The 25,416-nt window shown below is 64.5% G+C and carries 26 protein-coding genes; 13 read left to right on the forward strand and 13 right to left on the reverse strand.

The features are described from left to right. On the forward strand, positions 1 to 1,032 hold a 1,032-nt coding region (locus AC062T_RS01880), incomplete at its 5' end, for a 4-hydroxybenzoate 3-monooxygenase (protein ID WP_476026870.1). A 57-nt stretch (positions 1,033 to 1,089) separates the two neighbouring features. On the opposite strand, the gene AC062T_RS01885 is transcribed toward AC062T_RS01880, so the two are convergent. After that, the gene (locus tag AC062T_RS01885; RefSeq protein ID WP_476026872.1) at positions 1,090 to 1,851 is read right to left on the reverse strand and encodes an IclR family transcriptional regulator; all 762 of its coding nucleotides are present in this window, start codon (positions 1,849 to 1,851) and stop codon (positions 1,090 to 1,092) included. A 383-nt stretch (positions 1,852 to 2,234) separates the two neighbouring features. Here AC062T_RS01885 and AC062T_RS01890 point away from each other — a divergent pair, with 383 nt between their 5' ends. The 10 genes from AC062T_RS01890 to AC062T_RS01935 all read left to right on the forward strand — a co-directional run bounded on the left by AC062T_RS01890 (position 2,235) and on the right by AC062T_RS01935 (position 14,135). Further along, complete coding sequence (locus AC062T_RS01890; protein ID WP_476026915.1) at positions 2,235 to 2,975, forward strand: amino acid ABC transporter ATP-binding protein; 741 nt, start codon at positions 2,235 to 2,237, stop codon at positions 2,973 to 2,975. Further along, positions 2,972 to 3,610: an amino acid ABC transporter permease gene (locus tag AC062T_RS01895; protein WP_476026874.1), complete on the forward strand. Its 639-nt coding sequence runs from the start codon at positions 2,972 to 2,974 to the stop codon at positions 3,608 to 3,610. The genes AC062T_RS01890 and AC062T_RS01895 overlap by 4 nt, the downstream gene beginning before the upstream one ends. Beyond that, a complete protein-coding gene (locus AC062T_RS01900; protein WP_476026876.1) occupies positions 3,610 to 4,266 on the forward strand; it encodes an amino acid ABC transporter permease in 657 nt (218 codons plus the stop codon). Before AC062T_RS01895 ends, AC062T_RS01900 begins: the two co-directional genes overlap by 1 nt. Before the next feature lie 47 nt (positions 4,267 to 4,313). Further along, complete coding sequence (locus tag AC062T_RS01905) at positions 4,314 to 5,153, forward strand: substrate-binding periplasmic protein (RefSeq protein ID WP_476026878.1); 840 nt, start codon at positions 4,314 to 4,316, stop codon at positions 5,151 to 5,153. A gap of 51 nt (positions 5,154 to 5,204) precedes the next feature. After that, the gene (locus AC062T_RS01910) at positions 5,205 to 5,972 is read left to right on the forward strand and encodes an SDR family NAD(P)-dependent oxidoreductase (protein WP_476026880.1); all 768 of its coding nucleotides are present in this window, start codon (positions 5,205 to 5,207) and stop codon (positions 5,970 to 5,972) included. Positions 5,973 to 6,010: 38 nt separating this feature from the next. Next, entirely contained in the window at positions 6,011 to 7,294 is a 1,284-nt protein-coding gene (locus AC062T_RS01915; RefSeq protein ID WP_476026882.1) for an aspartate aminotransferase family protein, read from the forward strand. A 95-nt stretch (positions 7,295 to 7,389) separates the two neighbouring features. Further along, entirely contained in the window at positions 7,390 to 9,381 is a 1,992-nt protein-coding gene (locus AC062T_RS01920) for an NADH:flavin oxidoreductase (protein ID WP_476026884.1), read from the forward strand. Further along, positions 9,378 to 10,247, forward strand: a complete 870-nt coding sequence (locus AC062T_RS01925; protein WP_476026886.1) for a sugar phosphate isomerase/epimerase family protein — start codon at positions 9,378 to 9,380, stop codon at positions 10,245 to 10,247. The genes AC062T_RS01920 and AC062T_RS01925 overlap by 4 nt, the downstream gene beginning before the upstream one ends. A gap of 17 nt (positions 10,248 to 10,264) precedes the next feature. After that, a complete protein-coding gene (locus AC062T_RS01930) occupies positions 10,265 to 12,043 on the forward strand; it encodes an FAD-dependent oxidoreductase (RefSeq protein WP_476026888.1) in 1,779 nt (592 codons plus the stop codon). A gap of 67 nt (positions 12,044 to 12,110) precedes the next feature. Then, a complete protein-coding gene (locus AC062T_RS01935; RefSeq protein ID WP_476026890.1) occupies positions 12,111 to 14,135 on the forward strand; it encodes an FAD-dependent oxidoreductase in 2,025 nt (674 codons plus the stop codon). A gap of 30 nt (positions 14,136 to 14,165) precedes the next feature. On the opposite strand, the gene AC062T_RS01940 is transcribed toward AC062T_RS01935, so the two are convergent. Continuing rightward, positions 14,166 to 14,549: a hypothetical protein gene (locus AC062T_RS01940; protein WP_476026892.1), complete on the reverse strand. Its 384-nt coding sequence runs from the start codon at positions 14,547 to 14,549 to the stop codon at positions 14,166 to 14,168. 84 nt (positions 14,550 to 14,633) lie between these two features. Between AC062T_RS01940 and AC062T_RS01945 the strand changes: the two genes are divergently transcribed. Then, positions 14,634 to 15,044, forward strand: coding sequence for an acyl-CoA thioesterase (locus tag AC062T_RS01945; protein ID WP_476026894.1), 411 nt, complete (start codon positions 14,634 to 14,636; stop codon positions 15,042 to 15,044). On the opposite strand, the gene AC062T_RS01950 is transcribed toward AC062T_RS01945, so the two are convergent. Both AC062T_RS01950 and AC062T_RS01955 read right to left on the reverse strand, forming a co-directional pair. Beyond that, the gene (locus AC062T_RS01950; protein ID WP_476026896.1) at positions 15,041 to 15,334 is read right to left on the reverse strand and encodes an iron-sulfur cluster assembly accessory protein; all 294 of its coding nucleotides are present in this window, start codon (positions 15,332 to 15,334) and stop codon (positions 15,041 to 15,043) included. The two genes, AC062T_RS01945 and AC062T_RS01950, sit on opposite strands and share 4 nt — an antisense overlap. A gap of 134 nt (positions 15,335 to 15,468) precedes the next feature. After that, positions 15,469 to 15,951, reverse strand: coding sequence for a hypothetical protein (locus AC062T_RS01955; protein WP_476026897.1), 483 nt, complete (start codon positions 15,949 to 15,951; stop codon positions 15,469 to 15,471). Positions 15,952 to 16,065: 114 nt separating this feature from the next. Here AC062T_RS01955 and AC062T_RS01960 point away from each other — a divergent pair, with 114 nt between their 5' ends. Further along, complete coding sequence (locus tag AC062T_RS01960; RefSeq protein WP_476026899.1) at positions 16,066 to 16,908, forward strand: alpha/beta fold hydrolase; 843 nt, start codon at positions 16,066 to 16,068, stop codon at positions 16,906 to 16,908. Here the strand turns inward: AC062T_RS01960 and AC062T_RS01965 are convergent. From AC062T_RS01965 to AC062T_RS02005, 9 genes are all read right to left on the reverse strand, one after another. Further along, positions 16,905 to 17,306 carry a VOC family protein gene (locus AC062T_RS01965; RefSeq protein ID WP_476026901.1) on the reverse strand — a complete coding sequence of 134 codons (402 nt, stop codon included), beginning with the start codon at positions 17,304 to 17,306 and terminating at the stop codon, positions 16,905 to 16,907. The two genes, AC062T_RS01960 and AC062T_RS01965, sit on opposite strands and share 4 nt — an antisense overlap. A 58-nt stretch (positions 17,307 to 17,364) precedes the next feature. Beyond that, positions 17,365 to 18,570: an MFS transporter gene (locus AC062T_RS01970; RefSeq protein ID WP_476026903.1), complete on the reverse strand. Its 1,206-nt coding sequence runs from the start codon at positions 18,568 to 18,570 to the stop codon at positions 17,365 to 17,367. Next, positions 18,567 to 19,892 carry an NtaA/DmoA family FMN-dependent monooxygenase gene (locus tag AC062T_RS01975; protein WP_476026917.1) on the reverse strand — a complete coding sequence of 442 codons (1,326 nt, stop codon included), beginning with the start codon at positions 19,890 to 19,892 and terminating at the stop codon, positions 18,567 to 18,569. The genes AC062T_RS01970 and AC062T_RS01975 overlap by 4 nt, the downstream gene beginning before the upstream one ends. A gap of 5 nt (positions 19,893 to 19,897) precedes the next feature. Beyond that, positions 19,898 to 20,563 (reverse strand): cysteine hydrolase family protein, encoded by a 666-nt coding sequence (locus tag AC062T_RS01980; RefSeq protein ID WP_476026905.1) that lies wholly within the window; start codon positions 20,561 to 20,563, stop codon positions 19,898 to 19,900. Next, positions 20,560 to 21,624 carry an LLM class flavin-dependent oxidoreductase gene (locus AC062T_RS01985; RefSeq protein ID WP_476026907.1) on the reverse strand — a complete coding sequence of 355 codons (1,065 nt, stop codon included), beginning with the start codon at positions 21,622 to 21,624 and terminating at the stop codon, positions 20,560 to 20,562. Before AC062T_RS01985 ends, AC062T_RS01980 begins: the two co-directional genes overlap by 4 nt. Positions 21,625 to 21,737: 113 nt before the next feature. Continuing rightward, complete coding sequence (locus tag AC062T_RS01990) at positions 21,738 to 22,838, reverse strand: ABC transporter substrate-binding protein (protein ID WP_476026909.1); 1,101 nt, start codon at positions 22,836 to 22,838, stop codon at positions 21,738 to 21,740. Positions 22,839 to 22,952: 114 nt separating this feature from the next. Next, positions 22,953 to 23,834 carry an ABC transporter permease gene (locus AC062T_RS01995; RefSeq protein WP_476026911.1) on the reverse strand — a complete coding sequence of 294 codons (882 nt, stop codon included), beginning with the start codon at positions 23,832 to 23,834 and terminating at the stop codon, positions 22,953 to 22,955. Between the two features lie 10 nt (positions 23,835 to 23,844). Beyond that, positions 23,845 to 24,672: an ABC transporter ATP-binding protein gene (locus AC062T_RS02000; RefSeq protein ID WP_476026913.1), complete on the reverse strand. Its 828-nt coding sequence runs from the start codon at positions 24,670 to 24,672 to the stop codon at positions 23,845 to 23,847. A gap of 623 nt (positions 24,673 to 25,295) precedes the next feature. Further along, on the reverse strand, positions 25,296 to 25,416 hold a 121-nt coding region (locus tag AC062T_RS02005; RefSeq protein WP_476026919.1), incomplete at its 5' end, for an HNH endonuclease.

Consider the following 25,416-nt stretch of genomic DNA (forward strand, 5'->3'; position numbering starts at 1 on the left):
CAGGGCTCCGTCGACGTTCTCGTCAACACCGGGGTGAGCGACCGTGTGCTGCGCGACGGCCACAAGCACGACGGCATCGAGCTGCGTTTTCAGGGCGAAGGCCACCGCATCGACTTTCCGTCCCTCGTGGGCCGCTCCGTCTATCTCTACCCGCAGCACGAGGTGCTCATCGACCTCATTGCCTCCCGCCTTGCCGCCGGTGCCGACATCCGGTTCAGCGTTACGGACTCCGCGATTCACGGGCAGCACTCGAACAACCCCAGTGTGACCTTCACCGACTCCGAGGGTGAACAGTGGGAGGTGCAGGCCGACTTCATCGCCGGAACCGACGGATCACAGGGCATCGCCAAGTGGACCATCCCAGAGGCCGACCGGCGCGATTTCTTTCGCCCATACCCGTTCGCCTGGTTCGGCATCCTCGCGGAGGCCCCGCCCAGCAGCGACGAGCTCATCTACAGCGCGGGCGACAACGGGTTCGCCCTCATCAGCCAGCGCAGCGACACCGTTCAGCGCATGTACTTTCAGTGCGACCCCACAACCGAAACCGGCGAGTGGAGCGACGCCCAGATCTGGGACGAACTACAGAGCCGCGTCGCCGGCACCGAACTCAAAGAAGGCAACATCTTTCAGAAAGACGTGCTGCAGTTCCGCAGCTACGTTTGCGAGACGATGCAGTACGGCCGCATGTTCCTCGCGGGCGACGCCGCTCACACCGTGCCGCCCACGGGTGCCAAGGGCATGAACCTCGCAATCGCCGACGTGCTCGTGCTCACCGATGCGCTGACCGCCTACTTCGATAACGGCACCACCGAGAAGCTCGACACGTATTCCGAGACAGCCCTCAAGCGCATCTGGCGCGGGCAGCAGTTCTCCTACTGGATGACGTCGATGCTGCACGCGGCGCCGGAGGAGCACCCGTTCGACCGCCAGCGCCGCTACGGCGAGCTTGAGACGGTGACCAGCTCGGTTGCCGGGCAGACGTATTTGGCCGAGGCCTATACCGGCTGGCCGTTTGACGTCAGCTACAAGTAGGGCGGCCGCTAAAAACCCCGCACCCCCGCGGTGCGGGGTTTCTGCGTATACCTGGTGTCAGCGCCCGCGGAGAAGTTCCTCAAGCTGGCGCGCCTCGGCAAGCAGAACAGGCACGAGTGACTCTGCCCGCTCGCGCGTGAAGCGAACATTGGGGCCGGCGATGCTGAGCGTTCCGACGGCATCGCCGCCCTCGTCGGGAACGATCGGAGCAGCAAGCCCCGCGAGCCCGATTTCGTAGATCGAGTCGACGTAGGAGTAGCCGTCTCTGCGCACCTTTTCGACGTGGAACATCACTTCTTCGACGGAGCGAGGGGCGCGCGGGTGCCCCTCAAAGCCCTGACTCTGCACGAGTTCGGCGATGCGCTCATCGTCAAGCGCCGAGAGCCAGGCGAATCCCGAAGCGCTGCTGCGAAAAGTGACCCTAGCGCCCATGTCGGGGTCGTCATACCGCAGGCCCGATTTTGCCCCCTGACACTTGTCTACCCAGAAGAGGTCTTCTCCCTCGGCGAGACTCAGGCGGGCGAGCTCTTCAGATCTGCTGGCGAGGAGCTGCAGCGAGGGCCGCGCGAGGTCAACCACGGAGAACTGGGCGAGGTAGCGCAGGGCGAGCGAGGCGAACCGCAGGCTCAGCGCGTAATTGCCCTGCTCCCCCAGCTGTCTGGTGTAGCCGTGGTCTCCAAGCTCCACGAGCGCACGATGCACGGCGCTCTTAGGGATTTCGAGGCGCTCCGCGATGTCACTCAGCGGCAGCCCATCAGCTTCCGAAGCCAGCACGGTGAGCACAGACAGGCCTCGACCCAACGAACCGCTGACGCTCATCTCGCTCCTCTTTTCGGCACATTGGGGGCTTCTTGGGCACTTTCGGGCTTGTCGCAGCCCACTGTATCGGTCATCTCGCCGCAAAGAAAGACATGCAGCGCTCAGCTTTGAAACACGGTTCTAAATTTGAAAGACGTAACAACCCCGAAACATCAGGGATACATCAGATTCCTAGAACACCGTTTCAATAATGCTACGCTCTCGGGCAGCGAAGGAATCAACGCCTTCGCTCAACCGAGGACATTCACCGCTGAACCCTCCTGGGTTCGGCGAACGAGAAAGATCCGCACCGGACCAGAGCCCCCCTGGGTGTCAGCCGGCATCCCAGATCGGCAAGGAGAGTCAGCACCGTGAACGAACAAGCCCCCGAAGGCGACCGACCGATGATCTCGATCGAGCACCTCAAAAAGAGCTACGGATCCAACACCGTCCTCGACGACGTCTCGATCGACATCGCCAAGGGCGAGGTCGTCGCGATGATCGGCCCGTCGGGCGCCGGAAAGAGCACGCTGCTTCGCTGCATGAACCTCCTCGAAGTCCCCGACTCCGGCAGCATCCGCATCGCCGACACCCAGGTGACGCTTCCATCCAAGGTGAGCCCCCGCACGCTCGAGACGCTCCGTCGCACCGCCGGCATGGTGTTCCAGTCGTTCAACCTCTTTCCCCACCTAACGGTGATGAAGAACATCACCCTGGCCCAGGAGTACGTGCTCGGCGTCAGCAAGGACGAGGCGCACGCCAAAGCCAAGGTCCTCCTTGAGAAGGTCGGGCTCTCTGACAAAGCCGACGCGTTCCCCACCCGGCTTTCTGGTGGACAGCAACAGCGCATCGCCATTGCTCGTGCCCTCGCGATGGAGCCCGAAGTCATGCTATTCGACGAACCGACATCGGCCCTCGACCCCGAGCTTGGCCTCGACGTTCTCTCAGTCATGCGCGATCTTGCCGACACGGGAATGACCATGGTTGTCGTCACCCACGAGATTCACTTCGCGAAGGATGTCGGCGACCGCATCATCGTTATGGCCGACGGCGGGATCATCGAGCAGGGCGACCCGAGCGAACTGCTCTCAGCGCCCCAGCACCCCCGCACGCAGAAGTTCCTCAAAGCGGTGATCGACCGATGATGCCGCTCGACGTGCTGGGCATGGCGGTGCTCATGACGATCACGATCACCGCTGCGTCGTTCGCCATCGGCGCCGTGCTCGGGGTGCCGCTCATGCTCGCCCGCACGTCAAAGATCGCTCCTCTGCGCTGGTTGGCCCGTGCCATCATCGACGTCCTGCGCGGGGTTCCTCCCGTTGTGTGGATCTTTCTGCTCTACTTCGGCCTGAGCTACGACCTCATTCAGTTGGAACCGTTCCCCGCGGCCGTCACCGCCCTCGGCCTTGTATCGGCGGCATACCTCGCGGAGATCTACCGCGGCGGTATGACATCGGTTCACGCCGGCCAGTGGGAGGCATCGCAGGCGCTTGGTATCAACCGCTTCGGAACCTTCGCCCGAGTGATCGCCCCGCAGGCCCTGCGGGTGAGTCTGCCGTCCGCCTCCACCTATGCGATTGGACTCATGAAGGACTCGGCACTCGCATCGACGATCGGTGTCGCCGAGATCGTGTTCCGGTCGATGGCAACGGCACGAGCATCCGCTGACGCCGTCACGCCCTTCCTGATCGCTGGCGCCCTCTACATCGTTCTCAGCCTGCCGCTGGCCTACCTGGCCCGCACGCTCGAGACCAAGCTTCGCGGAAAGGTCAGCGTCTGATGGACCTCATCAACCAGTGGATTTCGTGGTTTCCGCAGCTCAGCGAAGGCCTCGGCGTCAGCCTGCAACTCACGGGAATCAGCCTTCTCATCGGCCTTCCCCTCGCCCTCGTTGCCGCACTTCTTGTCGCATCGAAGAACCGTATCGTTCGTTGGATCGCGCTCATCATCGTGGAGTTCGGTCGGGGGGTGCCGACGCTCGTTCTGCTCTACCTCGTCTACTACGGCCTGCCGAAGACGGGGCTCGTGCTCACGAGCTACACCGCGGCGATCATCGGGCTCTCATTCATGACCGCGGCCTACACGAGCGAGATTATCCGGGCCAGCATCCAGGCGGTGCCCCGTGGTCTCACCGAGGCCGCGGCGGCACTCGGCATCAATAGGGTGGGCGCGTTTCGCTTCATCGTGTTCCCTGAGGGCGTTCGCATCGCAATCCCGGCCCTCATGGGATTCGCGATCCAGCTGTTCCAGACCACCTCGCTCGCGTTCCTCATCACGCTCCCCGAGCTTCTGAGCCGCGCGTACTCGATCGGCTCGAACACCTTCCAGTACACGAGCGTGCTCGCCCTTGCAGGTCTGCTCTACCTCGTCGTAACCCTGCCAGCAGGCTGGCTCGCCGGCGCGCTTGAGAAGCGCCTTGGTCGCCACCTCGCATGATTTTTGACCGCAGCACCAGCACCACCCACCTCATGAAAGGCACCACAATGAAGAAGGCAATCACGCTGTTCTCAACTCTGGCGATCGCTTCTGTGACGCTCGTCGGATGCTCCGCCTCCGCCAGCTCGGAGGTTGCAGAAGACTGCACGCCGGCCCACGAATTCACGACCGTCAAGGACGGCACCCTCACGGTCGGCGTCACCGACATGCCGCCGCAGGTTTCGACAACGGGCGACAAGGGAATGAGCGGAATCGACGCCGAGCTCATCGAGCTCTTCGCTGCATCCGAGTGCCTCCCCATCACGATCGCCTCGGGCAACTCGGGCACCATGATCCCCGCCGTCGAGCAGGGCCGCAGCGATGTCGCACTCGGTGGCTGGAACCGCACGGCAGCCCGCGACGAGATCGTCGGCTTGAGCGCCCCGCTCTACGTCGACCCGCTCGCCATCATCTCGGCCGACGGCATCGACAGCATCGAGGACCTTGAGGGCCAGGTCGTCGGAACCGTCGATGGCTACAACTACGTTCCTCACCTCCAGGCCGTGTTCGGGGATGACCTGCGCCTCTACCCGACGCCGCTCGACCTCGCGAGCGACCTCTCGGCCGGCCGCATCGTTGCCGCTATCGACGGAGCGATCGCAGCATCGCTCTCCTACGACCTGGACAAGTTCGAGGTCGCGATCGCCGCGAAGGACGACCGTGTTCCTCCGACCGTCGAGGCCGCACAGGGTGCCCTCGTGTTCAACAAGAAGAACGCCGACATCATCGCCGCGTTCAACGCGTTCCTTGAGACGGTGCGCGAAGACGGCAGCTTCGCGTCGATTCTCGAGTCGTACGACGTTCCCGTCGACGTCCTCGAGGTTGGCGAGCCCCGTCTTCTGAAGTAACCGATTCCCGCGGCCCCGGTCGTCGCCCCCTACCCCCCTAGAAAGGTCATCATGTCGAACGAAGCAACTCCCCGTATCGCCATCGTGACCGGGGCGGCGACCGGCATCGGGCGCGGTATCGCATCAGACCTCATCGGCGCGGGTTACCGTGTCGCCCTCGCGGGGCGTCGAAAGGATGTTCTCCGTTCCGCTGCAGCGGAGATCGACCCATCGGGCGAGAACACCATCGCGTTCTCCACCGACATTTCATCTCCCCAGAACTGCCAATCCCTCGTCGACCACGTCGTCTCCCAGTGGGGTGGCCTCGACGTGATCTGCCTGAACGCGGGCATCTACCCCACCGCGACTATCGCCAGCATCACCCCCGACCACGTCGACGGAATGTTCGCCACCAACTTCTACGGCACCGTTTACATGGTGCAAGCCGCGACCCCCGCGCTCACCGCGAGCGGCACGGGTCGCGTCGTGCTCACCTCGTCCATTACCGGGCCGCTGACAGGGATGCCCGGCTACTCGATTTACGGGGCAAGCAAGGCCGCTCAGCTCGGCTTTATGCGAGGGGCCGCCCTCGAGCTAGCCCCCCTCGGCATCACAGTCAACGCGGTACTGCCAGGCAAGATCGCAGTCGAATTGACTGCCAATCAAGACCCCTCCTACGTCGCGGCCGCCGCCCGAACGATCCCCGTCGGCCGCCTCGGCGCCCCGACGGACATCGGACAGGCGATCCTCTACCTTGCTTCTCCCCAGACGGGCTTCGTCACAGGGCAAACCATCGTCGTTGATGGCGGCCAAGTGATTCCCGAAGTCCTCTCGCAATAGTCACAAACACGAACCATCACCAAAGAGAAAGGCCCCCCGTGAGCATCGAAAATTGGGACGCATCGTTCCAGGCCTGGCAGCGCGAACGCACCTCTGTCGGAGGAGGCGTCGCCAGCGGCGCCCGCCTCACCGCCAAGCCGCACCCCATCTTCATGGGCGGAGCATCCGGATCGCAGATCACCGACATAGAGGGCAACGACTACGTCGACTTCGTTCTCGGCTGGGGCCCGATCATCGCGGGTCACGGTCACCCGCACATCGTGGAGGCCGTGCAGAAGCAGGCCGCGATCACCTTCACCTACGGCTCGAACCACGCACTCGAGTACGAGGCGGCCGAGAAGCTCATCGCCCTCATCCCCGGCGTCGAGAAGCTCCTCTGGACCAACACGGGCTCCGAGGCGACCCAGATCGCTCTTCGGCTTGCCCGCGCTAAGACCGGCCGCCGCCGCGTTGTGAAGTTCGTGGGCAACTACCACGGCTGGGCGGACCAGTTTCTCGTGGGTTACCGCCCCGACGCCGCCGGCCGCATGGACGGTCTCGGCACCCCAGGCCAGACAACCTCAGTGCTCGACGACGTCGTGCTCATCCCGTGGGGTGACTCCGAGGCTCTGAGCGTTGCGCTTGCCGCCGACTCCGACATCGCAGCGGTGTTCGTCGACGCTGTCATGAGCAACTCCGGCACCTTCGCACCCCCCGCCGGTTACTTCGATGCCGTTCGCCGCCTGTGCGACGAGCACGGAGTGGTCTTTGTGCTCGATGAGGTGCTCACGGGCTTTCGCGTTGGCCTCGGTGGTGCCGCTGCCCTCTACGGCATCGACGCCGACCTCATTACGGTCGCCAAGGCAATCGGCAACGGCATCCCCGTCGCCGCGATCGCGGGCAAGGCCGAGTTCATGGATCAGGTCGAGCATGGCGTGAGCCACTCGGGTACCTACAACGGAAACCCCCTGTCGCTCGCCGCCGTATCGGCGACGATGGATGTTCTGGGGGCTCCCGGCGCCTACGACGAGTTCCACACGCTCTCGGCGAAGCTCGCCGAGGGTGTTCGCGGCGCCTTCTCGGCCGTGAACATTCCCGTCACCGTCAACCAGGTCGGCGGCCTCATGCACGTGCTTCCTGGCGTTGAGGCCGGCAACGACTTCGACGCCTACCTCGCGGCCGACTACTCGAGCTACGACACGATCGCGGTCGAGCTGCTCAAGCGCGGCGTCTTCGTTCCCGTCGGCGGCCGACTCTACATGTCGACCGCCCACACGACGGCCGACATCGAAAAGACGATCGCCGCATACGGCGAGGCCCTGCAGGCCGTCGCCTCGCACTAACCACACCCCGTGGGTGTCGAAGGCCACCGGTCTTCGCCACCCACGGCGCATGGCATACCCCCTCCTCGCAGTTCGACCCCCAGAAAGATCAGATCGTGACCGTCGCCTCGTCCACCGCCCCTCTCTCACCGAACGCCCCGACTTCGCAAGCGGTGTTGTCTCAGCCGTTCCGTGTCGGCACGGTCGAGCTGCGCAATCGCATTGTCTCCGCCCCCATGGAGCGCAACTACTGCTCGCCAGAGGGCTACGTGACCGATGTCTATAGCGACTACCTTCTGGCCCGCGCCCGCGCCGGCGTCTCCCTCGTCTTCACGGAGGCCACGTTCGTTCGCGCAGATGGCCGCGGCCGCATCCTGCAGATGGGCATTCACAACGACGAATGCATCCCCGGCGTCAAGAAGCTCGCCGCCGAACTCCATGCCGAGGGCGCTCTTCTTGGCCTTGAACTCAACCACGGCGGCCGCACCGCCATCAGCAGCGTTTCGGGTTTTCCCGTCGTCGCCCCCAGCTCAGTTCCGTGTGCGATTTCTGCAGATGAGATGCCTCAGGAACTCACAGAGCAGCAGGTCGTCGACCTCGCCGACGCTTTTGGGGCTGCAGCCGCGCGCTGCGTCGCCGCCGACGTCGACGTGATCGAGATCCACGGCGGACACGGCTACCTCATCCAGCAGTTCATGTCCCCTCTCTACAACAAGCGCACCGACCGGTTCGCCGACCCCAATGCCTTCCTCGACCTCGTGATCGAGCGCGTTCGCGAGAACGCCCCGAACCTCACGGTGAGCCTGCGGGTCTCGGTTGTCGAAGGCGTCGAGGGCGGGCTCACGGCTCAGCAGCAGTTCGACATCATCAAGAAGACCCGCCTCGACCTTCTTGACTACATCGACATCTCGGCGGGCAACTACGAGTCGGGTGAGTGGATCATCCAAAGCGGCGAGTGGGCGCCCGGCTTCCTCACGGAATACGCGCTCCTCTATCGCGAGCTCGGCCTGCCGCTCGGCATGGCCGGCCGCATCAACTCGCCCACCGCAGCGGCGAAGGCGATCACGGATGGCGCAGCCGACTTCGTGACGATCGGCCGCGCCCTGCACGCCGACCCGGAATGGGCTCGCGCCGCACTCGACGGCACTCCCTCCTACCGCCCGTGCATTGCGTGCAACGTGTGCATCGATGGGCTCGGCGCCGGACCCGTTACGTGCACCGTCAATCCCAATGTCGGCCGCGGAGTTATTCCTCTGCCCATGCCGAGCGTCGCGTCCGGCAACCACGTTGTTGTTGTGGGCTCGGGCCCCACCGGACTTGCCTCAGCGATCACCCTCGCGGAGCAGGGCGTCACGGTGACGCTAATCGAGGAGCGCGACCGTCTCGGCGGCCAGCTTGAACTCGCATCGCGCCAGAAGTCGAATCCCGAATACCGCCGCTACATTCGGTGGGCTCAGGCTCACCTCGAGGAGCTGGGCGCATGCGTGCGACTCAACACTCGCGCCGACGCCGCGCTCATCTCGACGCTGGGCGCAGATGCTGTCATTACCGCGACCGGAAGCACGGGCAACCCCTCTCTCGCTGTGGGTGGCGACCTTCCCCATGTGCACGACCTGCGCGAGTGGCTGAACGCGACGGAGGGTGACCCGCTCCCCGCCGCAGTCACGATCATCGGCGGCGATGGTCCCACCTTGAGCGTTACCGACTCCCTCGCGGCACAGGGCACTGCGGTTCTTGTTGTCGCCGGTCAAGCACAGCTCGCGGCCGAGCTCGGCCGTCGGAGCAAGATTCTCGTACTCCCTCGCCTCGCGGAGAACCCCGACGTGCGCATCGAGCTGGGCGTGGCGGTCACCCGCATCGAGGAGGGCTCGATCGAGATCTTCGACGGCACAGAAACGCGCCGTCTCGACGCCCCCGGACCTGTGTTGATCTCGCAGGGTGTGCACGCGAACGCGCTCGATCTCGGCCGCATCCCCGCGCCCCGGTTCGGAACCCACATCGCGGGTGACGCCACGGGTGAGCCCGCGGGAAGCATCCGCAAATCGATCATCGCGGGCACAGAGACGGCACGGCGCATTCTCGGCAGGATCGCCGGGGCCGCAGCATGAGTCGCCGCATTTCGCTCTGCGCGCTGACGGTTCTCGACCTCTCGCCCGCCGAGACAGTGCAGTGTGCGGCCGACACGGGATACGACGCGGTTGGTCTTCGCCTCATCCCGGCAACACCGAGCGAGCGCAACTGGGATGTGCTCGGCAACACACCGATGGTCGCTGAAACTCTTTCGCGCCTTGCTGACACGGGCATCCCTGTGCTCGACATCGAGATTGTGCGCCTTGCGTCCGACACCGATATCTCGTCATTCGAACCGTTCCTCGAGACGGGCGCCAAGCTCGGCGCTCAACATATTCTCGTCGCCGGAATGGACGCAGATTACGGCCGTCTATCGGCCAAATTTGCCGAGTTGGCCGAACTCGCTCAGGGTTACGGCCTCACGCCCAATCTCGAGTACATGCCGTGGACCCCCGTCGCGACTATCGCCCAGGCGATCAAGGTTCTGACGGATGCCGCACACCCCAACATCGGACTTCTGATCGACTCGATCCACCATGCTCGGTCGCACAGCGACACCGCACTAATCGCGGATGTTCCGCTCGAATGGCTCAACTACGCGCAGCTGTGCGACGCGCCGGCCACCGAGCCTGAGACGACGGAGGAGCTCATCCGTCAGGCCCGCGAAGACCGGCTCATGCCGGGCCACGGCGGGCTCGACCTGGTGGGAATCGTTCAAGCGTTGCCCGCGGAGCTGCCGATCGGCATCGAGGTTCCGTTCTTCAATGCCAGCAAGATTCCCGCTGCCGTTCGCGCCGCCACCGCGCTCGACGCCACGCGCGCCGTACTCGAAGCGACGCGATACGCCGACGACGCCCAGAGCACAGCGGCCCCACACTCCGCACCCCGAAACCCCGCAGAATGATCGCCAGTAAGGCCCCCATGAACAACGCCCCTCTCGCAGCATCCGCAAGCACAACCCAGTCCGCTTCAACCGTCGTCTGCGATGTTCTCGTCATCGGATCTGGGGCGGGCGGCATGGCTGCGGCCGTGACCGCCGCTCACGGCGGATCCCAGGTCGAGGTCATCGAGCGCGCGCCCGTTCTCGGCGGCGCGACCTCGTGGTCGGGCGGCTGGATGTTCACCCCCGGAACCCGGTTCGCGAAGCAGGATGGGGTCAACGACTCTGTCGACGATGTGGCTGCCTACCTCAAGGCCGTCACGGGTGACTACTTCGAGGAGAAGCGCGTACGGGCGTTCCTCGAGAGCGCCCCCGACATGGTGCACTTCTTCGAGGACAACACCGACCTGCAGTTCGTGCCCGGCACCAAGGTCAACGACATCTACGGCACTCTGCCACACGCCGGCACCGGTCACCGCTCGGTCGCGCCCAAGCCGATCAATGGCCGCAAGGTGCCTCGGGCGCTGCGCAAGAAGCTGCGTCGCCAACTCTACGAAACCTCGTTCCTCGGCATGGGCATCATGGCCGGCCCCGACCTGCAGGCGTTTCTCGCCGCGGCCCAGCGCAACATCAAGGGCCTCATCCACGCCGCCTGGCGGGTCTGCTTTCATATCGTCGACCTGATCCTGCACCGCGAGGGCATGCAGTTCGTCAACGGCACCGCGCTCACCGCCCGGCTCGCCCTCTCCGCCGCCAACGCTGGCGTCACTCTCACCGTGAACACGTCTGCAGAACACCTGATTACGGATGATCGTGGCAGCGTCATCGGCGCCCTAGCGACCGGCCCGAACGGCACTGTGCGTTACCTCGCCCGACACGGCGTTGTGCTCGCCACCGGCGGGTACCCCCATGATGTCGCTCGGCGAGGAAGCACGTTCCCCCGCACCCCGGGCGGAGCCGGTCACTGGCCGCTCTCCCCCGACACATGCGACGGGGCCGGGGCCCGCATGGCCGAGGCCGTCGGCGCGCACTTCCGCACCGACGTCAAGTCGCCCGCTGCATGGTGCCCCGTCTCTGTGGTGCCGTTCCGCAGCGGCAGGATCGGCACATTTCCGCACATCATGGACCGGGCGAAGCCGGGCTCCATCGGAGTGCTCTCGACCGGCAAACGCTTCGTCAACGAGGCGAATGGATACTACGACTACGTCGCCGCCATGATGGAATCTGCCCCCGAGGGCGAGCCCGTCGAGTCGTGGCAGATCATCGACCATAAGGCGCTGCGCAAGTACTCGGTGGGCATGGCCAAGATGTGGCCCGTTCCTCTATTTCCCTACCTGCGTTCCGGCTACCTTAAGCGCGGCCGCAGCATCCGCGAGCTTGCGAACACCATCGGTGTTGACGCCGACCAGCTCGAAACGACCATTGCTGAGTTCAACGCGAACGCCCGCGCGGGAGTCGACCCCGAATTCGGGCGCGGAACGACCCCGTTCAACCGCTACGGTGGCGACCAGAAGATCGGCCCCAACCCGTCGCTCGCTCCGCTGGAGAACGGCCCGTTCTATGCCGTCAAGGTGTTGCCCGGCAGCTTCGGCACGTTCGCCGGAATCGCGACCGACGAACACGCCCGCGCACTCACCCGCGACGGCACCCCCATCGCCGGTCTCTACGTCGCCGGCAACGATCAGGCCTCAGTGATGGGCGGCTTCTACCCGGCAGGCGGCATCAACCTCGGCCCCGCGATGACGTTCGGCTATATCGCGGGTCGGCAGCTCGCGTCGGGCAACAACTCACGGGTTCGCACAACCCACGCAACCGAATGACCCGTGAGACTGTGGGTGCCCGCGAATAAGATGCGACGGCGGGTGTGCGGTCGACCATACTGGCCGCATGCCCACCGCTTTTCCGCGACTGCTCGCGCCCCTCGATCTCGGCTTCACCACTCTTCGTAACCGCGTGATTATGGGGTCGATGCACACGGGCCTCGAAGATCGCGCCCGCGACATCCCCCGTCTCGCGGCCTTCTATGCTGAGCGCGCCCGCGGAGGGGTCGGGCTCATCATCACGGGCGGCTTCTCCCCCAACCGCGAGGGCTGGCTCATGCCGTTCGCCGCGCAGATGTTTGCCCAACGCCATGCCGTGCGGCAGAGAGCCGTAACGGATGCCGTGCACGCGGAGGGCGGCAAGATCGCGCTTCAACTGCTGCACGCCGGCCGCTACAGCTACCACCCGTTCAGCGTCTCCGCCTCGGCGATCAAGGCGCCCATCAACCCGTTCCGCCCCCGCGCCCTCAGTGATCGCGGGGTGCGGCGCACCATCCGAGACTTCGCCCGGGCCGCTCGTCTTGCGCGCGCTGGCGGCTACGACGGCGTCGAGGTCATGGGCGGCGAGGGCTACCTCATCAACCAGTTTCTCGCCGAGCGCACCAACAAGAGAACGGATGCCTGGGGCGGCACCCCCGAGAAGCGTCGCCGCTTCGCCGTGGAGATTGTGCGCGAGACTCGCACCGCCGTCGGCCCCGACTTCATCATCGTGTTCCGCCTCTCCATGGCGGATCTCGTCGAAGACGGCCAGACGTGGGAGCAGATTGTCACGCTCGCGCAGGAGGTCGAAGCTGCCGGCGCCACGATCATCAATACGGACATCGGCTGGCACGAGGCGCGCGTCCCCACGATCGTGACAAGTGTGCCGCGCGCTGCCTTCGCCGACGTCACGGAGCGTCTCGCCCGCGAGGTCTCCATCCCCGTCGCGGCGGCGAACCGCATCAACATGCCCGAGATTGCCGAGGAAGTGCTGAGCAGGGGGGCCACCCAGCTCATCGCAATGGCCCGCCCGATGCTCGCTGACCCCGAGTGGGTGCGCAAGGCAGAAGCGGGCACACCAGACCTGATCAACACGTGCATCGCGTGCAACCAGGCCTGTCTCGATCACACCTTCCAGCGCAAAGAGGTCACCTGTCTGGTGAATCCGCGAGCGGGCCGCGAAACTGAACTCGTCTTGCTGCCCACAAAACGAGCCAAGCGCGTTGCCGTCGTCGGAGCCGGCCCTGCCGGCCTCTCCGCCGCGGTGTCCGCCGCCCGCCGCGGCCACTCCGTGACTCTGTTCGAGTCGCACTCTGTGATCGGCGGCCAGTTCGGCATCGCGCAACGAATCCCCGGCAAGGAGGAATTCGCCGAAACCATCCGCTACTTCACCCGTCAGCTTGAACTGCTCGGCGTCGACGTCCGTCTCAACACGCGAGCATCCGCATCCGATCTCGCAGGGTTCGACGATGTCGTGCTGGCGACAGGGGTCGCGCCCCGGGTGCCCTCGATCGACGGAATCGACCACCCCAGCGTGATCAGCTATCCGGATGCCGTGCTGGGTCACCGGGAGATCGGCGAGCGGGTCGCCGTGATCGGTGCTGGTGGCATTGGCGTCGACGTGAGCGAGTTCCTCACCCACGCCACCTCACCCACCCTCGATCTGGAGGAGTGGAAGCGCGAATGGGGAGTCACCGACGACCCTGCTGCTGCCGGCGCCCTCACCCGCCCGCAGCCCAGCCCCTCACCCCGTGAGGTCACTCTGCTGCAGCGCAAGCCCGGCCGCATCGGCGCGGGCCTCGGCACGACCACGGGCTGGGTGCACCGCGCATCGCTCAAGCACAAGCGGGTCACCGAGATCTCCGGGGTCAACTATGAGCGCATCGACGACGCCGGCCTCCACATCAGCTTCGGGCCAGAGCGAAAGGATGCCAGGGTGCTCGCGGTCGACAACATTGTCGTGTGTGCTGGCCAGGAATCGGTGCGGGACCTCGTGGACGACGTTGCGGCATCCGGGGTCGCTTTTCACGTGATCGGCGGAGCGGATGTTGCGGGCGAGCTCGACGCCAAGCGCGCGATCGACCAGGGCACCCGGCTGGCCGCCCGCCTCTAGCGGATAAGCGTGGCCGGGAGGAGCGCGCGGCTAGGAGCTAGCTGCGATGACGACGATCGCAAAACCGGCAACCCAGGCGACGAGCGTGGAGCCGGTGATGATGAGCGTCACGATCCAGGCGCGGCGCTTGCGCACCAGCAGCACGATGGCAGTGACCAGCGCAACAATGGGGCCGACTATGGCCGAACCCATGGCTATGTACCATCCGATCTCAAACAGCGAGATGCAGCCGTCGCCGCATGACGTGGCCACCATGCCGAGCATGAGGGCGGCAATGAAGAGCGCGAACGCGATCATGCCGAAGACGACGAGAACCGTGATGGTCACGGCCACATCCACGACCCGGTTATGAGTCGGTGCTGCTACGCCGCTCTGTGTCTGCGCGCTGCCAACGATCGGCGTTTCTGTCGTCATCTCGAGAACTCCCCCTGGTTGCTGAGGGGTCGCGCCCCATCACCCGAGAAGTATCCCAGACCTGAGCATCGGTACGATCGAGGCATGCCAGGAACCTACGTCGTTGTCGTGCCCCTCCGTTGGTCGGATGTCGACGTGAACGGGCATGTGAACAACGCGCGGGTGGCCACCCTCCTCGAAGAGGCGCGGGTGTCGTGGCGCAGCAACGCCGTCATTATCGACGGAATCGACAGCTTCGGTAGAAGCCCCTTCGTGGCCTCCGCCACCACCAACTACCGGCGGCCCGTTGAATACGGATCCGAGTTTGTGGTGGACGTGAGCATCCGCGCCGTTGGCACGTCGTCATACACGATGGGCTTCGTGGCGCGACAGTCGGGCCAGGTCGTGATCGATGGGTCGACCGTAATGGTGGTCGTTGATGACAGCGGGGCGTCCCGCCCCCTCGATCAGACCGAGCGCGACTACCTTGAGCGCTGGGCGGCAGCGGGCGACTAGACGCCCGGCTGCTGGCCGATCGCAAAGTTCACTGAGCCGTCCTGGCCGACCTGAGCGTCGAGCACCTTGTCGGCAAGGAGGGTTGTCGCGGTCTCGTCGAGAAACACCCGTGCCCCGTCGTGCTCGACCACAAGATCGGCCTCTTCTGGTGCTGCCACGACGGCAACGCCCAACTCAAAGTTAGCGTCGGCGCCCTGCGAATTGATTCGGACCCCTACGCTCTCGACGTCGGGGTTCTGGTCGATGATGGCCTTGACGACGGTGGTTGCGGAGTCGGTGAGCGTGAGCATTGGATCCCTTTCAGAACGCGCGGATGAGCCATCAACGATTCAGCACCGCTCGTCTCGGGGCAAGACAGCGCAGAGGTTTCGCCGGGCATTCCCACGAGACGCCCACGGGATGCCCAGTTACCCCGCGCGTGTCGCTAGGGAAGCTCGAATTCGACGGGGCCGTCTAACTCTTCTGCCGTCATCGTGATGAGCAACGGAGGCACCACGACGCCCTCGGGGACCGAGAAGACGTGACTAGTGGGCACAAAGTCCATCGTGCACATCGTTCGTGCATTGCGATCGAACTGGATGGCAATTTCTGAGTCGCCGATCTGCTCGAGAGTGCGCGCAACGGGAGGGCAGGTTGAGCTGCCCCAGGTGATGATCGCAAACGTCGCCCCCGGCTCGACCCACAGGGCATCCGGTTGGCCGCTGCCAGCATCCGCCGGTATTTCTGCCCCCTCGGGCAGGCCCGTGAAAACCTCGTCCGCGATGCTTTCCATCGAACTCTCCTCGCTGGCCGTCGGTGAAGCGGATGGTGGGGTCGACGCACCCGGCTGCGGAGCACTCGATGCGCAGCCGGTGAGGGCGAAGACGGCCGCAGCGGCGGCAACGGCAAGGAGTGCTCTGGCGGTCATGGCTCCAGTATCGCCCACCGACATCGCCCACCAAAGTCTCAGCGAACTCCGCGCGAACACGCGCCTACTGTTGAGCGCAGCCGCACCGCCATCGATAGACAAGGAGCATCAGCCATGGGTTACATCACAGTGGGAACTGAGAACAGCACCAATATCGAGCTCTATTACGAAGACCATGGGGCCGGACGGCCCGTTGTGCTGATCCACGGATACCCCCTCGATGGGTCGTCGTGGGAGAAGCAGACGGCAGCCCTCCTTGAGGCTGGCCACCGGGTCATCACCTACGACCGTCGGGGGTTCGGCCAGTCGAGCAAGCCGACCGTTGGCTACGACTACGACACGTTCGCCGACGACCTGGGGGCCTTGCTTGACGCGCTCGACCTCACCGACGTTGCACTTGTGGGGTTCTCGATGGGGACGGGCGAGGTCGCCCGCTACATAGGCCGCCACGGCACGAGCCGAGTCTCCAAGGCCGTCTTTCTCGGCTCTCTAGAACCTTTTCTCCTCAAGACTGACGACAACCCGAGCGGCGTGCCCGGCGAGGTGCTTGAGGGGCTCATTGCCACCACGATCGCCGATCGCTACGCATTCTTCACCCAGTTCTTCGCCAACTTCTACAACTCCGAAATCCTGCTCGGCACGTCGCGCCTGAGTCAGGAAGTCATCGACGCCGGCAAGCACATCGCATTCGGGGCGTCACCGCACGCGTCGGTTGCCGCCCAACCGACGTGGGCCACCGACTTTAGGCACGACATCCCCAAGATCGATGTTCCTACCCTCATCGTGCACGGCACCGCCGACCAGATTCTGCCGATTGAGTCAACGGGTCGGGAGTTCACCAAGGCGATGCCTAGCGCCGAATATCACGAGATCGAGGGCGCACCGCACGGCATGTTGTGGACCCACGCCGACGAGGTGAATGCCATCCTCGTGCCGTTCCTTGGGCGAAACGACTAGCCGATATTCATGAGCCAGCGGGTGCCGTAGCGGTCGGTGAGCATGCCGAAGACATCACCCCAGGGCGCTGCCTCCAGCGGCTGGATAAGCCGCCCGCCCTCGAGCAGCCTGTCAAAGTATCCGCGAATCTCCCGCTCGTCCGTTCCGCTCACCGACAGCATGATGTTGCTCTCAGTGGGAGCCTCCATCGAGTCGGGAGTGTCCGACGCCATCAGCACGAAGCCGTTGGGGGCCTCGAGCTGGGAGTGCATGATCTTGTCGACCTCTGCCGGGTTCTGGCTCGCCTGAAACTCGCCAAAGGTATTGAACTTGAGCTCGCCGCCGAACACCGACTGATAGAAGATCATCGCCTCGCGGGCACTGTCACGAAATCCCAGATAGGGGTTGAGAGTGCTCATTTCGTCCTCCTTGTGTGGCTGCCAGTATGCGCCTGACCGCCCGCCAATTCGAGGGGCTTCAGCGAGCAGATTTGTGAATCATCACCGCGCACAAGATGGCCGATGCCACGAGCAGAACTGCGGCCATTACGACGAGGCCGGCGATAGCGCTGGTGGCCGCGAGGGCAAACACAACGAGCGGCCCAATCGCGGCCCCGGCGTCCCCCGCTGTGCGCGTGATTCCCACGACGGTGCCCACCTCTCGCGCGGTGTACCGCTCCCCCGTCACGACGCCGGGCACGATGTTGGTGACGCTCGTGGCCACGCTGTAGAGAACAACGGCGACCGCGAAACCGAAAGGCTCGCCCAGCAGGGGCAGCGCAATCAGCACAGCGGATGCTGCCACGGCTGAGACCAGCACGACACTTGTGCGAGCGCCCCGGTCGACCCATCTCCCGACGGGGCCGAGCACGAGCAGGCTCGCGACGGTGCCGGCGGCAAGCGCGATGCCGAGGCCGATCGGTGTCATGCCGGCCTCGTCGTAGGCCATAACGGGAATGAGCCCCTGCTCTCCGGCAAACCGTGCGAAGAACGCGGCAAACGACAGCCCCGCCAGGGCCGCGAGCAGCCCCCAGCCGCCCGAGAGGCGCGCCCGTCGCCCCGGCCCGCTCTGGTGCTCAGCATCGAGCGCTGGCACCGATCTGGTGCGCGCATCCCAATAAAAAGCTGCTGGCCGAAGCACGTCCCAGCCGATCACAAGAAGAAGCGGAACAGCGGATGCTATGAACGCGCCCTGAACACCCACATACGTCACGGCGATCCCGCCCACGAGGGAGCCGACGGCCGCCGCACCCATTTGCACGACCGTGGCCGTTGCCATCGCCCGTCCCCGGTGTTCCGCGGGCGCTCCGGCAACGAGAACCGCGAAGCCGATGGTGACGGCGGCTCCACCCAGCACCCCTGCCAGCACCCTGGCGGCGATGAGCACTGCGGGGGCTGTGGCAAAACCCGTCACGGCGGTGACCAGGGCTAACGCGATCAGCACGGAGTGGAGGTACCAGCGGGGACGCCACCAGCGCAGCGCGAGCCCGGCGGGAATGTTCGCGACGACTCGACCGACCGCGAACGCCGCAATAACGGGGCCGAGCATCACGACGCCGAGCCCGAACTGTTCCATGAAGAGGGGCAGCACCGGAACGATGCTGCCCCACGTCATCTGCGCCGCCCCGATGAGCGCGCAGACCAGAATGGTCTGCTCACGTTCGCCGGGGAGCCTCGCCCTCACGAGGCGAGGTTCTCGCGCAGGGTCGACCCCGCATACTGCGGCGCGAGCGATCCCCGCCTGCGCAGCTCGGGGACCAGCAGTTGAGACAGGTCGTCGAATCCGGACGGCATCGACAGCGGCGACGAGAACATGTAGCCGCCGCGGCTGCCGGTCGCCGCGAAGTTCTCCTCGAGCGCGTCGGCGACCGATTCGGCGGTTCCGCACAGGGTGTGATCGAGGCCGGTGGCGCTCCTCCAGCCGTGCTCAAAAAGCTCCGCTCGGCTGAGTGAATGATCTGCCCCGAACTCGTCGACGAGGCCGCCGACGAACCCCGAGGGGCTTGCGCCCGACGCAACGACGGTGTCGCGCAGCTCGCCAAGCACCACGCTCTGGCCCACAGTGGAGAAGTCGAAGCCGGAGTTGTGTGACAAAAACGCCCCCACCGCTTCGTCGCTCCAGAACGACAATACGGAGTCGCGCCGCGCATCCGCCTCCGCCTGCGTTGCCCCAACAATCACCTGCGTGGCCCACAGGATTCCCACCGCAGAGGGGTCTCGCCCCTCCGCAACGAGCGCAGCGTCGAGCGCCTGCCGGTGCAGCTGCTGACCCGATAACGCCCCGCCGAAGCCGAAGATGACGTCGGCGAAGCGGGCGCTGGTCGCAATGCCGCGGGGCGAGTTGCCCGCCTGCACCAGCACGGGGTGCCCCTGCGGGCTGGGCACAGAGCTCAGCGGCCCCTTCACGTCGAAGAACTCACCACGGTGGTTGATCGGCTTCACCTTGGCGGGGTCGGCAAATCTGCCCGTCTCCCGATCCATCACGATCGCATCCGCCGCAACCGAGTCCCACAGCGCCGTGCACACATCGATGAACTCCTCCATGCGCTCATAACGCTTGGAGTGATCGAGCAGACCATCGAATCCGTAGTTGGCAGCATCCGAAAGCCGGGTTGAGGCCACAACGTTAAAAGCCAGTCGACCGCCCGTCACGTGGTCGAGCGAGTTGAGCAGTCGGGCAACGTAGAACGGATGCATGAACGTCGACGAATAGGTAAGCCCGAACCCGATGTGGTTGGTCACGGCCGCCATGGCAGCGATGAACGGGCTCATGTCTTGCCTCGGCCATTGGATGCCCCACTCGACGGCGGGGTCGATGGAGCCTCTCCACGTGTCGGGAATGCCGCTGCCGTCGCCAAAGAAGAGCATGTCGATTCCGGCGCGCTCTGCCGAGACCGCGATCTCCTGATACATGCGCACATCGGGAAAGGTGCGCCCGACCCATGATCCGGCGCGAGCCCAGCGCCCCTCGGTGTGGGTGAACGACAGATCATAGGCGACGTGCATGCCGCTCACTGGGCTGCCTCGATCTCGCGCCAGAGCTGCACGACCTCGTCGACCGTGGCGATCGCAGCCACGTTGAGCGCAAGCATCTCCACTGCGTTCTCGTGGATGCGGAGGTCGTAGGCGGCGGTCGCATCCGCAGGAATCACCACGGGCCAATCGAGTTGCATGGCGTCTTCTGCGGTCGCAGCGACGCAGCACTCACTGGTCAGACCAACCACCGTGACCCAGGTGATGCCCCGAGCGTGAAGCTGCTCGGCGAGGTTCGTGCCGAGAAACCCGCTGTAGCCCCTTTTGCGAACCCTCAGTTCCCCCTCGGCAGGGCCGACCCTGAACCACTCGGCTCCCTCGGTGCCGATCACGCAGGGCTCACCCGGGCCATACGGCGCCTCGAGATCTCCCTCACGAAGCCACTGACTTGCGCGCCAACGATTGCCCGGGTCGGAGGCCAGCTCGACCCACACGATCGTCACCCCGAGCGAGCGAGCGGATGCCACGATCGATTCGATGCTGCCGACGGCTGCATCGAGCGCGACCAGCGCCTCGGGGGTGAGCCCGTAGTCCGCCAGGTAATCCGGCGAGCCGAACGACTTTTGAACGTCGACCACGATGAGAGCCGGCTTTTCGGCGGCACCGGTGAGGGTTGCGAGCCGACGCTCGGCCAGCGCCGTCATGCCGCGGCCGTTGCCTGGTCGTCTGCCGCGCGCAGGGAGGGAAGCACGGTCTCGCCGAAGACGGGCATGTCGTTGACGTAGTCGGGAAAGATCAGCATGAGGCCGTCAAGCTCGGCTGTGGTGACGACATTGCGGATGCGGTCGATGATGGTTGCGGGCGAGCCCACGACATACGGCGTCTGGAATGCCTCTTCTCCCTTGGCATCCTCCGCCCACGACAGAGCCCGGTCGGCATCCCACCCCCACGAGCGGCGCATGTTGGAGAGTGCCTCGCGGTCGAGCCCGGCGCCGTAGAGCGCTGCCTTGGCCTCGGCGGCCTCGTCGGTCTCGGCGAGAACGATTGTGAGCATCGAATAGGTCTTGGTGGTGCGGCCCTTCTCCGCAGCCCTGGCGTGCACGTCCCGTGAGAACTCGGCCATCTGTTCAAGCGAATCCGAGCCGAGGAATCCGCCATCCGACCAGGTCGCCTGAAAGTCGCGGCCGCTCTCGGAGCGACCGGCCGAAATGATCTCAGGCTTGATCGAGGGGCGCGGGCGGGATTCGCAGTCGGTGAGGGTAAAGAACTCGCCGTCGAACGTGACGGAGTCTTTCTCCCAGAGCTGCGTGACCACATCGACCCATTCGTTGGTCATGCGGTAGCGCTCGGCGTGGGTCATGTCGGGGTCCCAGGCCCCCATCGCCTCAAACTCGTCAGCGTATGAGCCGTTGACGATGTTCATGCCGATGCGTCCCTGAGCGATCTGCTGCAGGGTCGAGAAAACCTTGGCCGCGAAGGCGGGGTTCACCAGGTTGGCGTGCACTGTTGCCCACACTTTGATGGTGGAGGTCGCCTCGGCGAGCCCCGCCATCATGGTCATGGATTCGAGCGACTCACCCCAGTGGTCGGTGGTTCCGCCGAAGCCGCGCCATTTGGCCATCGCCATGATGAAATCGAGCCCCATGCCCTCGGCAAGCTGGGCCACCTGCTTGTTGTATTCGTAGGTTGCTGGCGGGTATGGCGCGGTCTCTGAGATCATCCAGCCGCCTGCTGCGACGGGGAGAAAGACTCCGTATTCGGTCATGATGAGTTCCTATCCGTGGAGGTAGTGCCGTTCTGGGTGTCCGCAGAGATCCGCCGGGGTCCGGCCCCCTCTATCGAGGGGACCGGCCTGTCGTGCTGAGATGCCGTGACGCCTTAGGGCGCCGGCCAGGTGAGGGTGCCGTCGGCGTAGATGTTCTCGATGAAGCTCGTGTCGAACATGGCGGTGGCGTCGTCGACGGTGAGCTCGTTCTCGAGCAGCTCGTACTCGGTGAGCATGCCCACGAGCCTCTCGATGTTGGCCAGATCGAGCGCACCCAGATTGGCTCCCTCTTCCTTGCTCTCAGCGATGATGTCGATCTCGGTCTGCCAGATCTTGAGGTTGTGCGCTGCGTCGTAGCCTTCGCCGCTGATGTCGGCCGCGTAGCCGACACATTCCTCGCCGTTGTCGGTGCAGTAGTCATACGCGTGCAGGGCTGCGCGCAAGAAGTCCTCGACCACCGTGGGGTGCTCGGCCGCGAACTCGGGGTTCACGGCGAGGGCTCCGAGCGAGGAGGGCACGTCGAAGTCATACGGCCGCCAGACCGTGACGTCGTCTCCCGTTGCCTCAAGCAGGTTGGGCTCATTGGAGATGAACCCCGTCAGAGACTCGACCTGACCGCGGGGCAGAACGCTCGGGTCATAGCCGACCACGACCTGCTGCAGCGAAGCGACGTCGACCCCCGCGTTATCGAGCATGGCCTGAACCGCGGGCGGCATGTCTCCCTTGTGACCGAGGATGCTGCCGTCGAGGTCGGTGAGGTCAGTGACGTCGGGGGCGGTCATCAGAATCTCGAGGCCCACATTGGAGTACGACGAGATGCCGAGCAGCTCGATTCCGCTGTCGGCCGCCTGCATCAGGTTCTGCTGGCTCACGGCGGTGAACTGCACGGTGCCCGCTGCGACAAGCTGAGCACTCTGACCGGTGTCTCCCGTGCCGGGCTGAATCGTCACGTCAAGGCACAGCGCATCAAAGTAGCCGAGCTTCTCGGCTGCCAGCACCTCGAGAATCGAGGCGGATGCCTGGTACTGGTAGCCGGTGAGAAATCCGATTTCACCGGCAGCCTTGTTCTCCTCGCAGCGCTCTGCCGAGATGGCCTTCTCCGCGTCGGTTTCTGCGGCGTCGCTGCTGGAGCACGCAGCGAGCCCCGCGATAAGAGCGAGTGCCCCGATGCTTGCGGCTGTGGTGCGAGCCATGGATGTCGTGCGTGCCTTCATCTGAATCTCCTTGGTGAGCGGGATGCGGTGGGCATAGCTGTGCTGGTTGAGGGTGCTGTGTGAGGGTGAGGTGGACGAGCGGATGCTGTGCGAGGCGCGGTTCGGATGCTGCGCCTACTCCAGCGCTCCGACGCGGGATTCGTGCCAGTGGAGAACCTTTTTCTCTGCCGCCGTGACGACGGCGAGCAGCGCGGAGCCCATCATGGCGAGCACGAAGATTGAGGCGTAGATCACGGGCAGCTTGTTGTTGGAGCTCGCCATCGTGATCACGGTGCCGAGCCCTTCGGCCGCACCGGGGGCCGCCATTTCGGCGACGACGGCGCCGATAATCGAGAGCGGGAACACGATCTTGAGGGCGGCGAAAAGGTAGGGCAGCGAACTTGGGATGCGCACATGCCAGAGCATTTCTGCGCGGGACGCTTTGATCGTTGTGTAGAACTGCAGCACGGGGGCTGGCACCGTGCGCAAACCGATCGACACGTTGATGAGGATGGGAAAGAAGCAGCACAGGGCGGTGACGATGAGCTTGGGTTCTGGGCCAAAGCCAAAGGCCACGACGAGTGCCGGGGCGATGGCCACCAGAGGTGTCACGTTCATGACCACGGCGAGGGGCATCACGGCCCGTCGCACGATGGGGATTTCGCTCATCACGATCGCGAGAAGAAACGATGCGACGAAGGCGATGACCAGGCCGATCAGCGCTTCTTGAAGGGTGATCCACGCGTTCTTGAGATAGAACGTGGGGTTGCCGAACAGGGTGTCTCCGATGGTGGAGAGCGGTGGCAACAGGTAGGGCATCGTCACGGTGCCGATCTGCCACAGCACCGCGAGAACGGCGACCATAACGGTGACCGGCAGCCACCGGCTTGGCCGCACGAACTTAAGGCGCGAGCCCGCGTGCCGCGGGTTATAGATCGACATCGAGGCCGCCTTTCGCGCGGAAGGCGTGGCATCGCCCGGCGTCGTTACTGCACGAGGAGCATCAACTGTTGTCATCCCGTACCTCCTAGGCGGCGTTCTGGGTTTCGGGCGAGCGCCACGCGTTCTGCAGGCTTTCGCGGATGAGGTCTTCGTACTGGTGAAAGGCAGCCGTTTTGATCATCGAGGCGCTGCGAGGGCGGGCGAGCTCGATGTCGATGACGTCGACGATGCGGCCCGGATTGGGGGCCATCACGATCACGGTGTCGGAGAGCCGAACCGCCTCGCTCACGGAGTGCGTTACAAAAACGACCGTGGACTTCATCTCGTCCCACAGATCGAGCAGCTGCTCCTGCAGGCTTTCGCGAGTGAATTCATCGAGCGCCGAGAACGGCTCGTCGAGCAGAATGATGTCTGGATCCGTGATGAGCGTGCGGATCAGCGCCACACGCTGCCGCATGCCGCCTGACAAGGTATGCGGATATGCGTTTGCGAACTCTGCGAGACCATACTTTGCCAGGTATTTTCTGGCCTTCTGCATCCTGGGCTCCAATGGGAGGCCTTCAATTTCCAGGCCCAGGACGACGTTCTCAATAATGGTTCGCCATGGAAACAGCAGGTCTCTTTGCAGCATGTAGCCGATGTTCGTGCCGATCCGCTTGTAGTTCATTTTATGAAGCACGATCCTGCCACTGGTCGGCGGCAGAAGGCTTGCAATGATGTTGAACATCGTGGTCTTTCCACAGCCACTCGGCCCAACAATGCTTATGAACTCTGCCTCCCGCACGTCCAGAGAAATATCCCTGATGACCTCGACTACGTTTCCGTCGCTGTCTTCGAAGGCCTTCTTTACGTTCTGCAATGAAAACGCTGTTTTCTCTTTTGCTTCGGCTGCCTTTGCTTCGGTCGTATCCATGCCGCTTCCATGATAAGAGCTGTAATGGAAATGCTCCTACAAATACGAATGCAAAACCTATGCCAAAAGCTTGCGTCCAGGCAGCGGTGAAAGCCCAGCGAACGGATGCGTAATCTTGGTGCATGAAATCGCGCAGCATGCGCGCAAACCGTGCGGGCGACCCGGAATGGGCCCTTCAGCATCTTGCGACCCGGCCTCTACGCGGTCATTTGGCGGCTACAGCGTGGCGCTGAACGGCATGCCTGCTTTGACGGACGCGTTCTATAGGGAAATACGGGGAAGTTTGCCGAGCGCAGGGGTCGTTTCGATTCGTGAGGCCGTCGTCAACACCTGGTCTGGTCCAGGTGCCCTGAGACATGAGCCTGGACTGCAGCGGACAACACAAGAGGGAGGCTGCTTCCGAAAAATGCCGTATTGCCTACGGTCTTTCGAACGCCAGTGGATGATAGATAGGGATGGAGCGGGTGAAGGGAATCGAACCCTCGTATGCAGGAGGGTAAGGAGACGGCCTCACGGCCGTCCCCTCCCCTAAGAACCGTACGTGCAGGTTTCCCTGCATACGGCTCAAGCAGCCTGACAATCGCCCCCCGTTTCCGGCATGGGCGACCGCAGCAAGAAGCCTGTTACCTCGGCTTCCGGGTTGACTCCGTGACATGGTGCTGGTGGTGACAGTTCGGATGCAGCAACTCGAGGTTGCTTACGTTGTCCTTGCCGCCCTCGGATCGCTTGACGACATGATGGACG

It is taken from the genome of Homoserinimonas sp., assembly GCF_056262345.1.

What these genes read in the sequence shown, in the direction of transcription:
- AC062T_RS01885 (WP_476026872.1), bottom strand. Translation starts at nt 1,851, where the DNA reads ATGAGCGTCAGCGGTTCGTTGGGTCGAGGCCTGTCTGTGCTCACCGTG.
- AC062T_RS01910 (WP_476026880.1), top strand. Translation starts at nt 5,205, where the DNA reads ATGTCGAACGAAGCAACTCCCCGTATCGCCATCGTGACCGGGGCGGCG.
- AC062T_RS01960 (WP_476026899.1), top strand. Translation starts at nt 16,066, where the DNA reads ATGGGTTACATCACAGTGGGAACTGAGAACAGCACCAATATCGAGCTC.
- AC062T_RS01985 (WP_476026907.1), bottom strand. Translation starts at nt 21,624, where the DNA reads ATGACCGAATACGGAGTCTTTCTCCCCGTCGCAGCAGGCGGCTGGATG.
- AC062T_RS01895 (WP_476026874.1), top strand. Translation starts at nt 2,972, where the DNA reads ATGATGCCGCTCGACGTGCTGGGCATGGCGGTGCTCATGACGATCACG.
- AC062T_RS01940 (WP_476026892.1), bottom strand. Translation starts at nt 14,549, where the DNA reads ATGACGACAGAAACGCCGATCGTTGGCAGCGCGCAGACACAGAGCGGC.
- AC062T_RS01930 (WP_476026888.1), top strand. Translation starts at nt 10,265, where the DNA reads ATGAACAACGCCCCTCTCGCAGCATCCGCAAGCACAACCCAGTCCGCT.
- AC062T_RS01935 (WP_476026890.1), top strand. Translation starts at nt 12,111, where the DNA reads ATGCCCACCGCTTTTCCGCGACTGCTCGCGCCCCTCGATCTCGGCTTC.
- AC062T_RS01890 (WP_476026915.1), top strand. Translation starts at nt 2,235, where the DNA reads ATGATCTCGATCGAGCACCTCAAAAAGAGCTACGGATCCAACACCGTC.
- AC062T_RS01975 (WP_476026917.1), bottom strand. Translation starts at nt 19,892, where the DNA reads ATGCACGTCGCCTATGATCTGTCGTTCACCCACACCGAGGGGCGCTGG.
- AC062T_RS01900 (WP_476026876.1), top strand. Translation starts at nt 3,610, where the DNA reads ATGGACCTCATCAACCAGTGGATTTCGTGGTTTCCGCAGCTCAGCGAA.
- AC062T_RS01905 (WP_476026878.1), top strand. Translation starts at nt 4,314, where the DNA reads ATGAAGAAGGCAATCACGCTGTTCTCAACTCTGGCGATCGCTTCTGTG.
- AC062T_RS01965 (WP_476026901.1), bottom strand. Translation starts at nt 17,306, where the DNA reads ATGAGCACTCTCAACCCCTATCTGGGATTTCGTGACAGTGCCCGCGAG.
- AC062T_RS01925 (WP_476026886.1), top strand. Translation starts at nt 9,378, where the DNA reads ATGAGTCGCCGCATTTCGCTCTGCGCGCTGACGGTTCTCGACCTCTCG.
- AC062T_RS01995 (WP_476026911.1), bottom strand. Translation starts at nt 23,834, where the DNA reads ATGACAACAGTTGATGCTCCTCGTGCAGTAACGACGCCGGGCGATGCC.
- AC062T_RS02000 (WP_476026913.1), bottom strand. Translation starts at nt 24,672, where the DNA reads ATGGATACGACCGAAGCAAAGGCAGCCGAAGCAAAAGAGAAAACAGCG.
- AC062T_RS01955 (WP_476026897.1), bottom strand. Translation starts at nt 15,951, where the DNA reads ATGACCGCCAGAGCACTCCTTGCCGTTGCCGCCGCTGCGGCCGTCTTC.
- AC062T_RS01945 (WP_476026894.1), top strand. Translation starts at nt 14,634, where the DNA reads ATGCCAGGAACCTACGTCGTTGTCGTGCCCCTCCGTTGGTCGGATGTC.
- AC062T_RS01980 (WP_476026905.1), bottom strand. Translation starts at nt 20,563, where the DNA reads ATGACGGCGCTGGCCGAGCGTCGGCTCGCAACCCTCACCGGTGCCGCC.
- AC062T_RS01990 (WP_476026909.1), bottom strand. Translation starts at nt 22,838, where the DNA reads ATGAAGGCACGCACGACATCCATGGCTCGCACCACAGCCGCAAGCATC.
- AC062T_RS01950 (WP_476026896.1), bottom strand. Translation starts at nt 15,334, where the DNA reads ATGCTCACGCTCACCGACTCCGCAACCACCGTCGTCAAGGCCATCATC.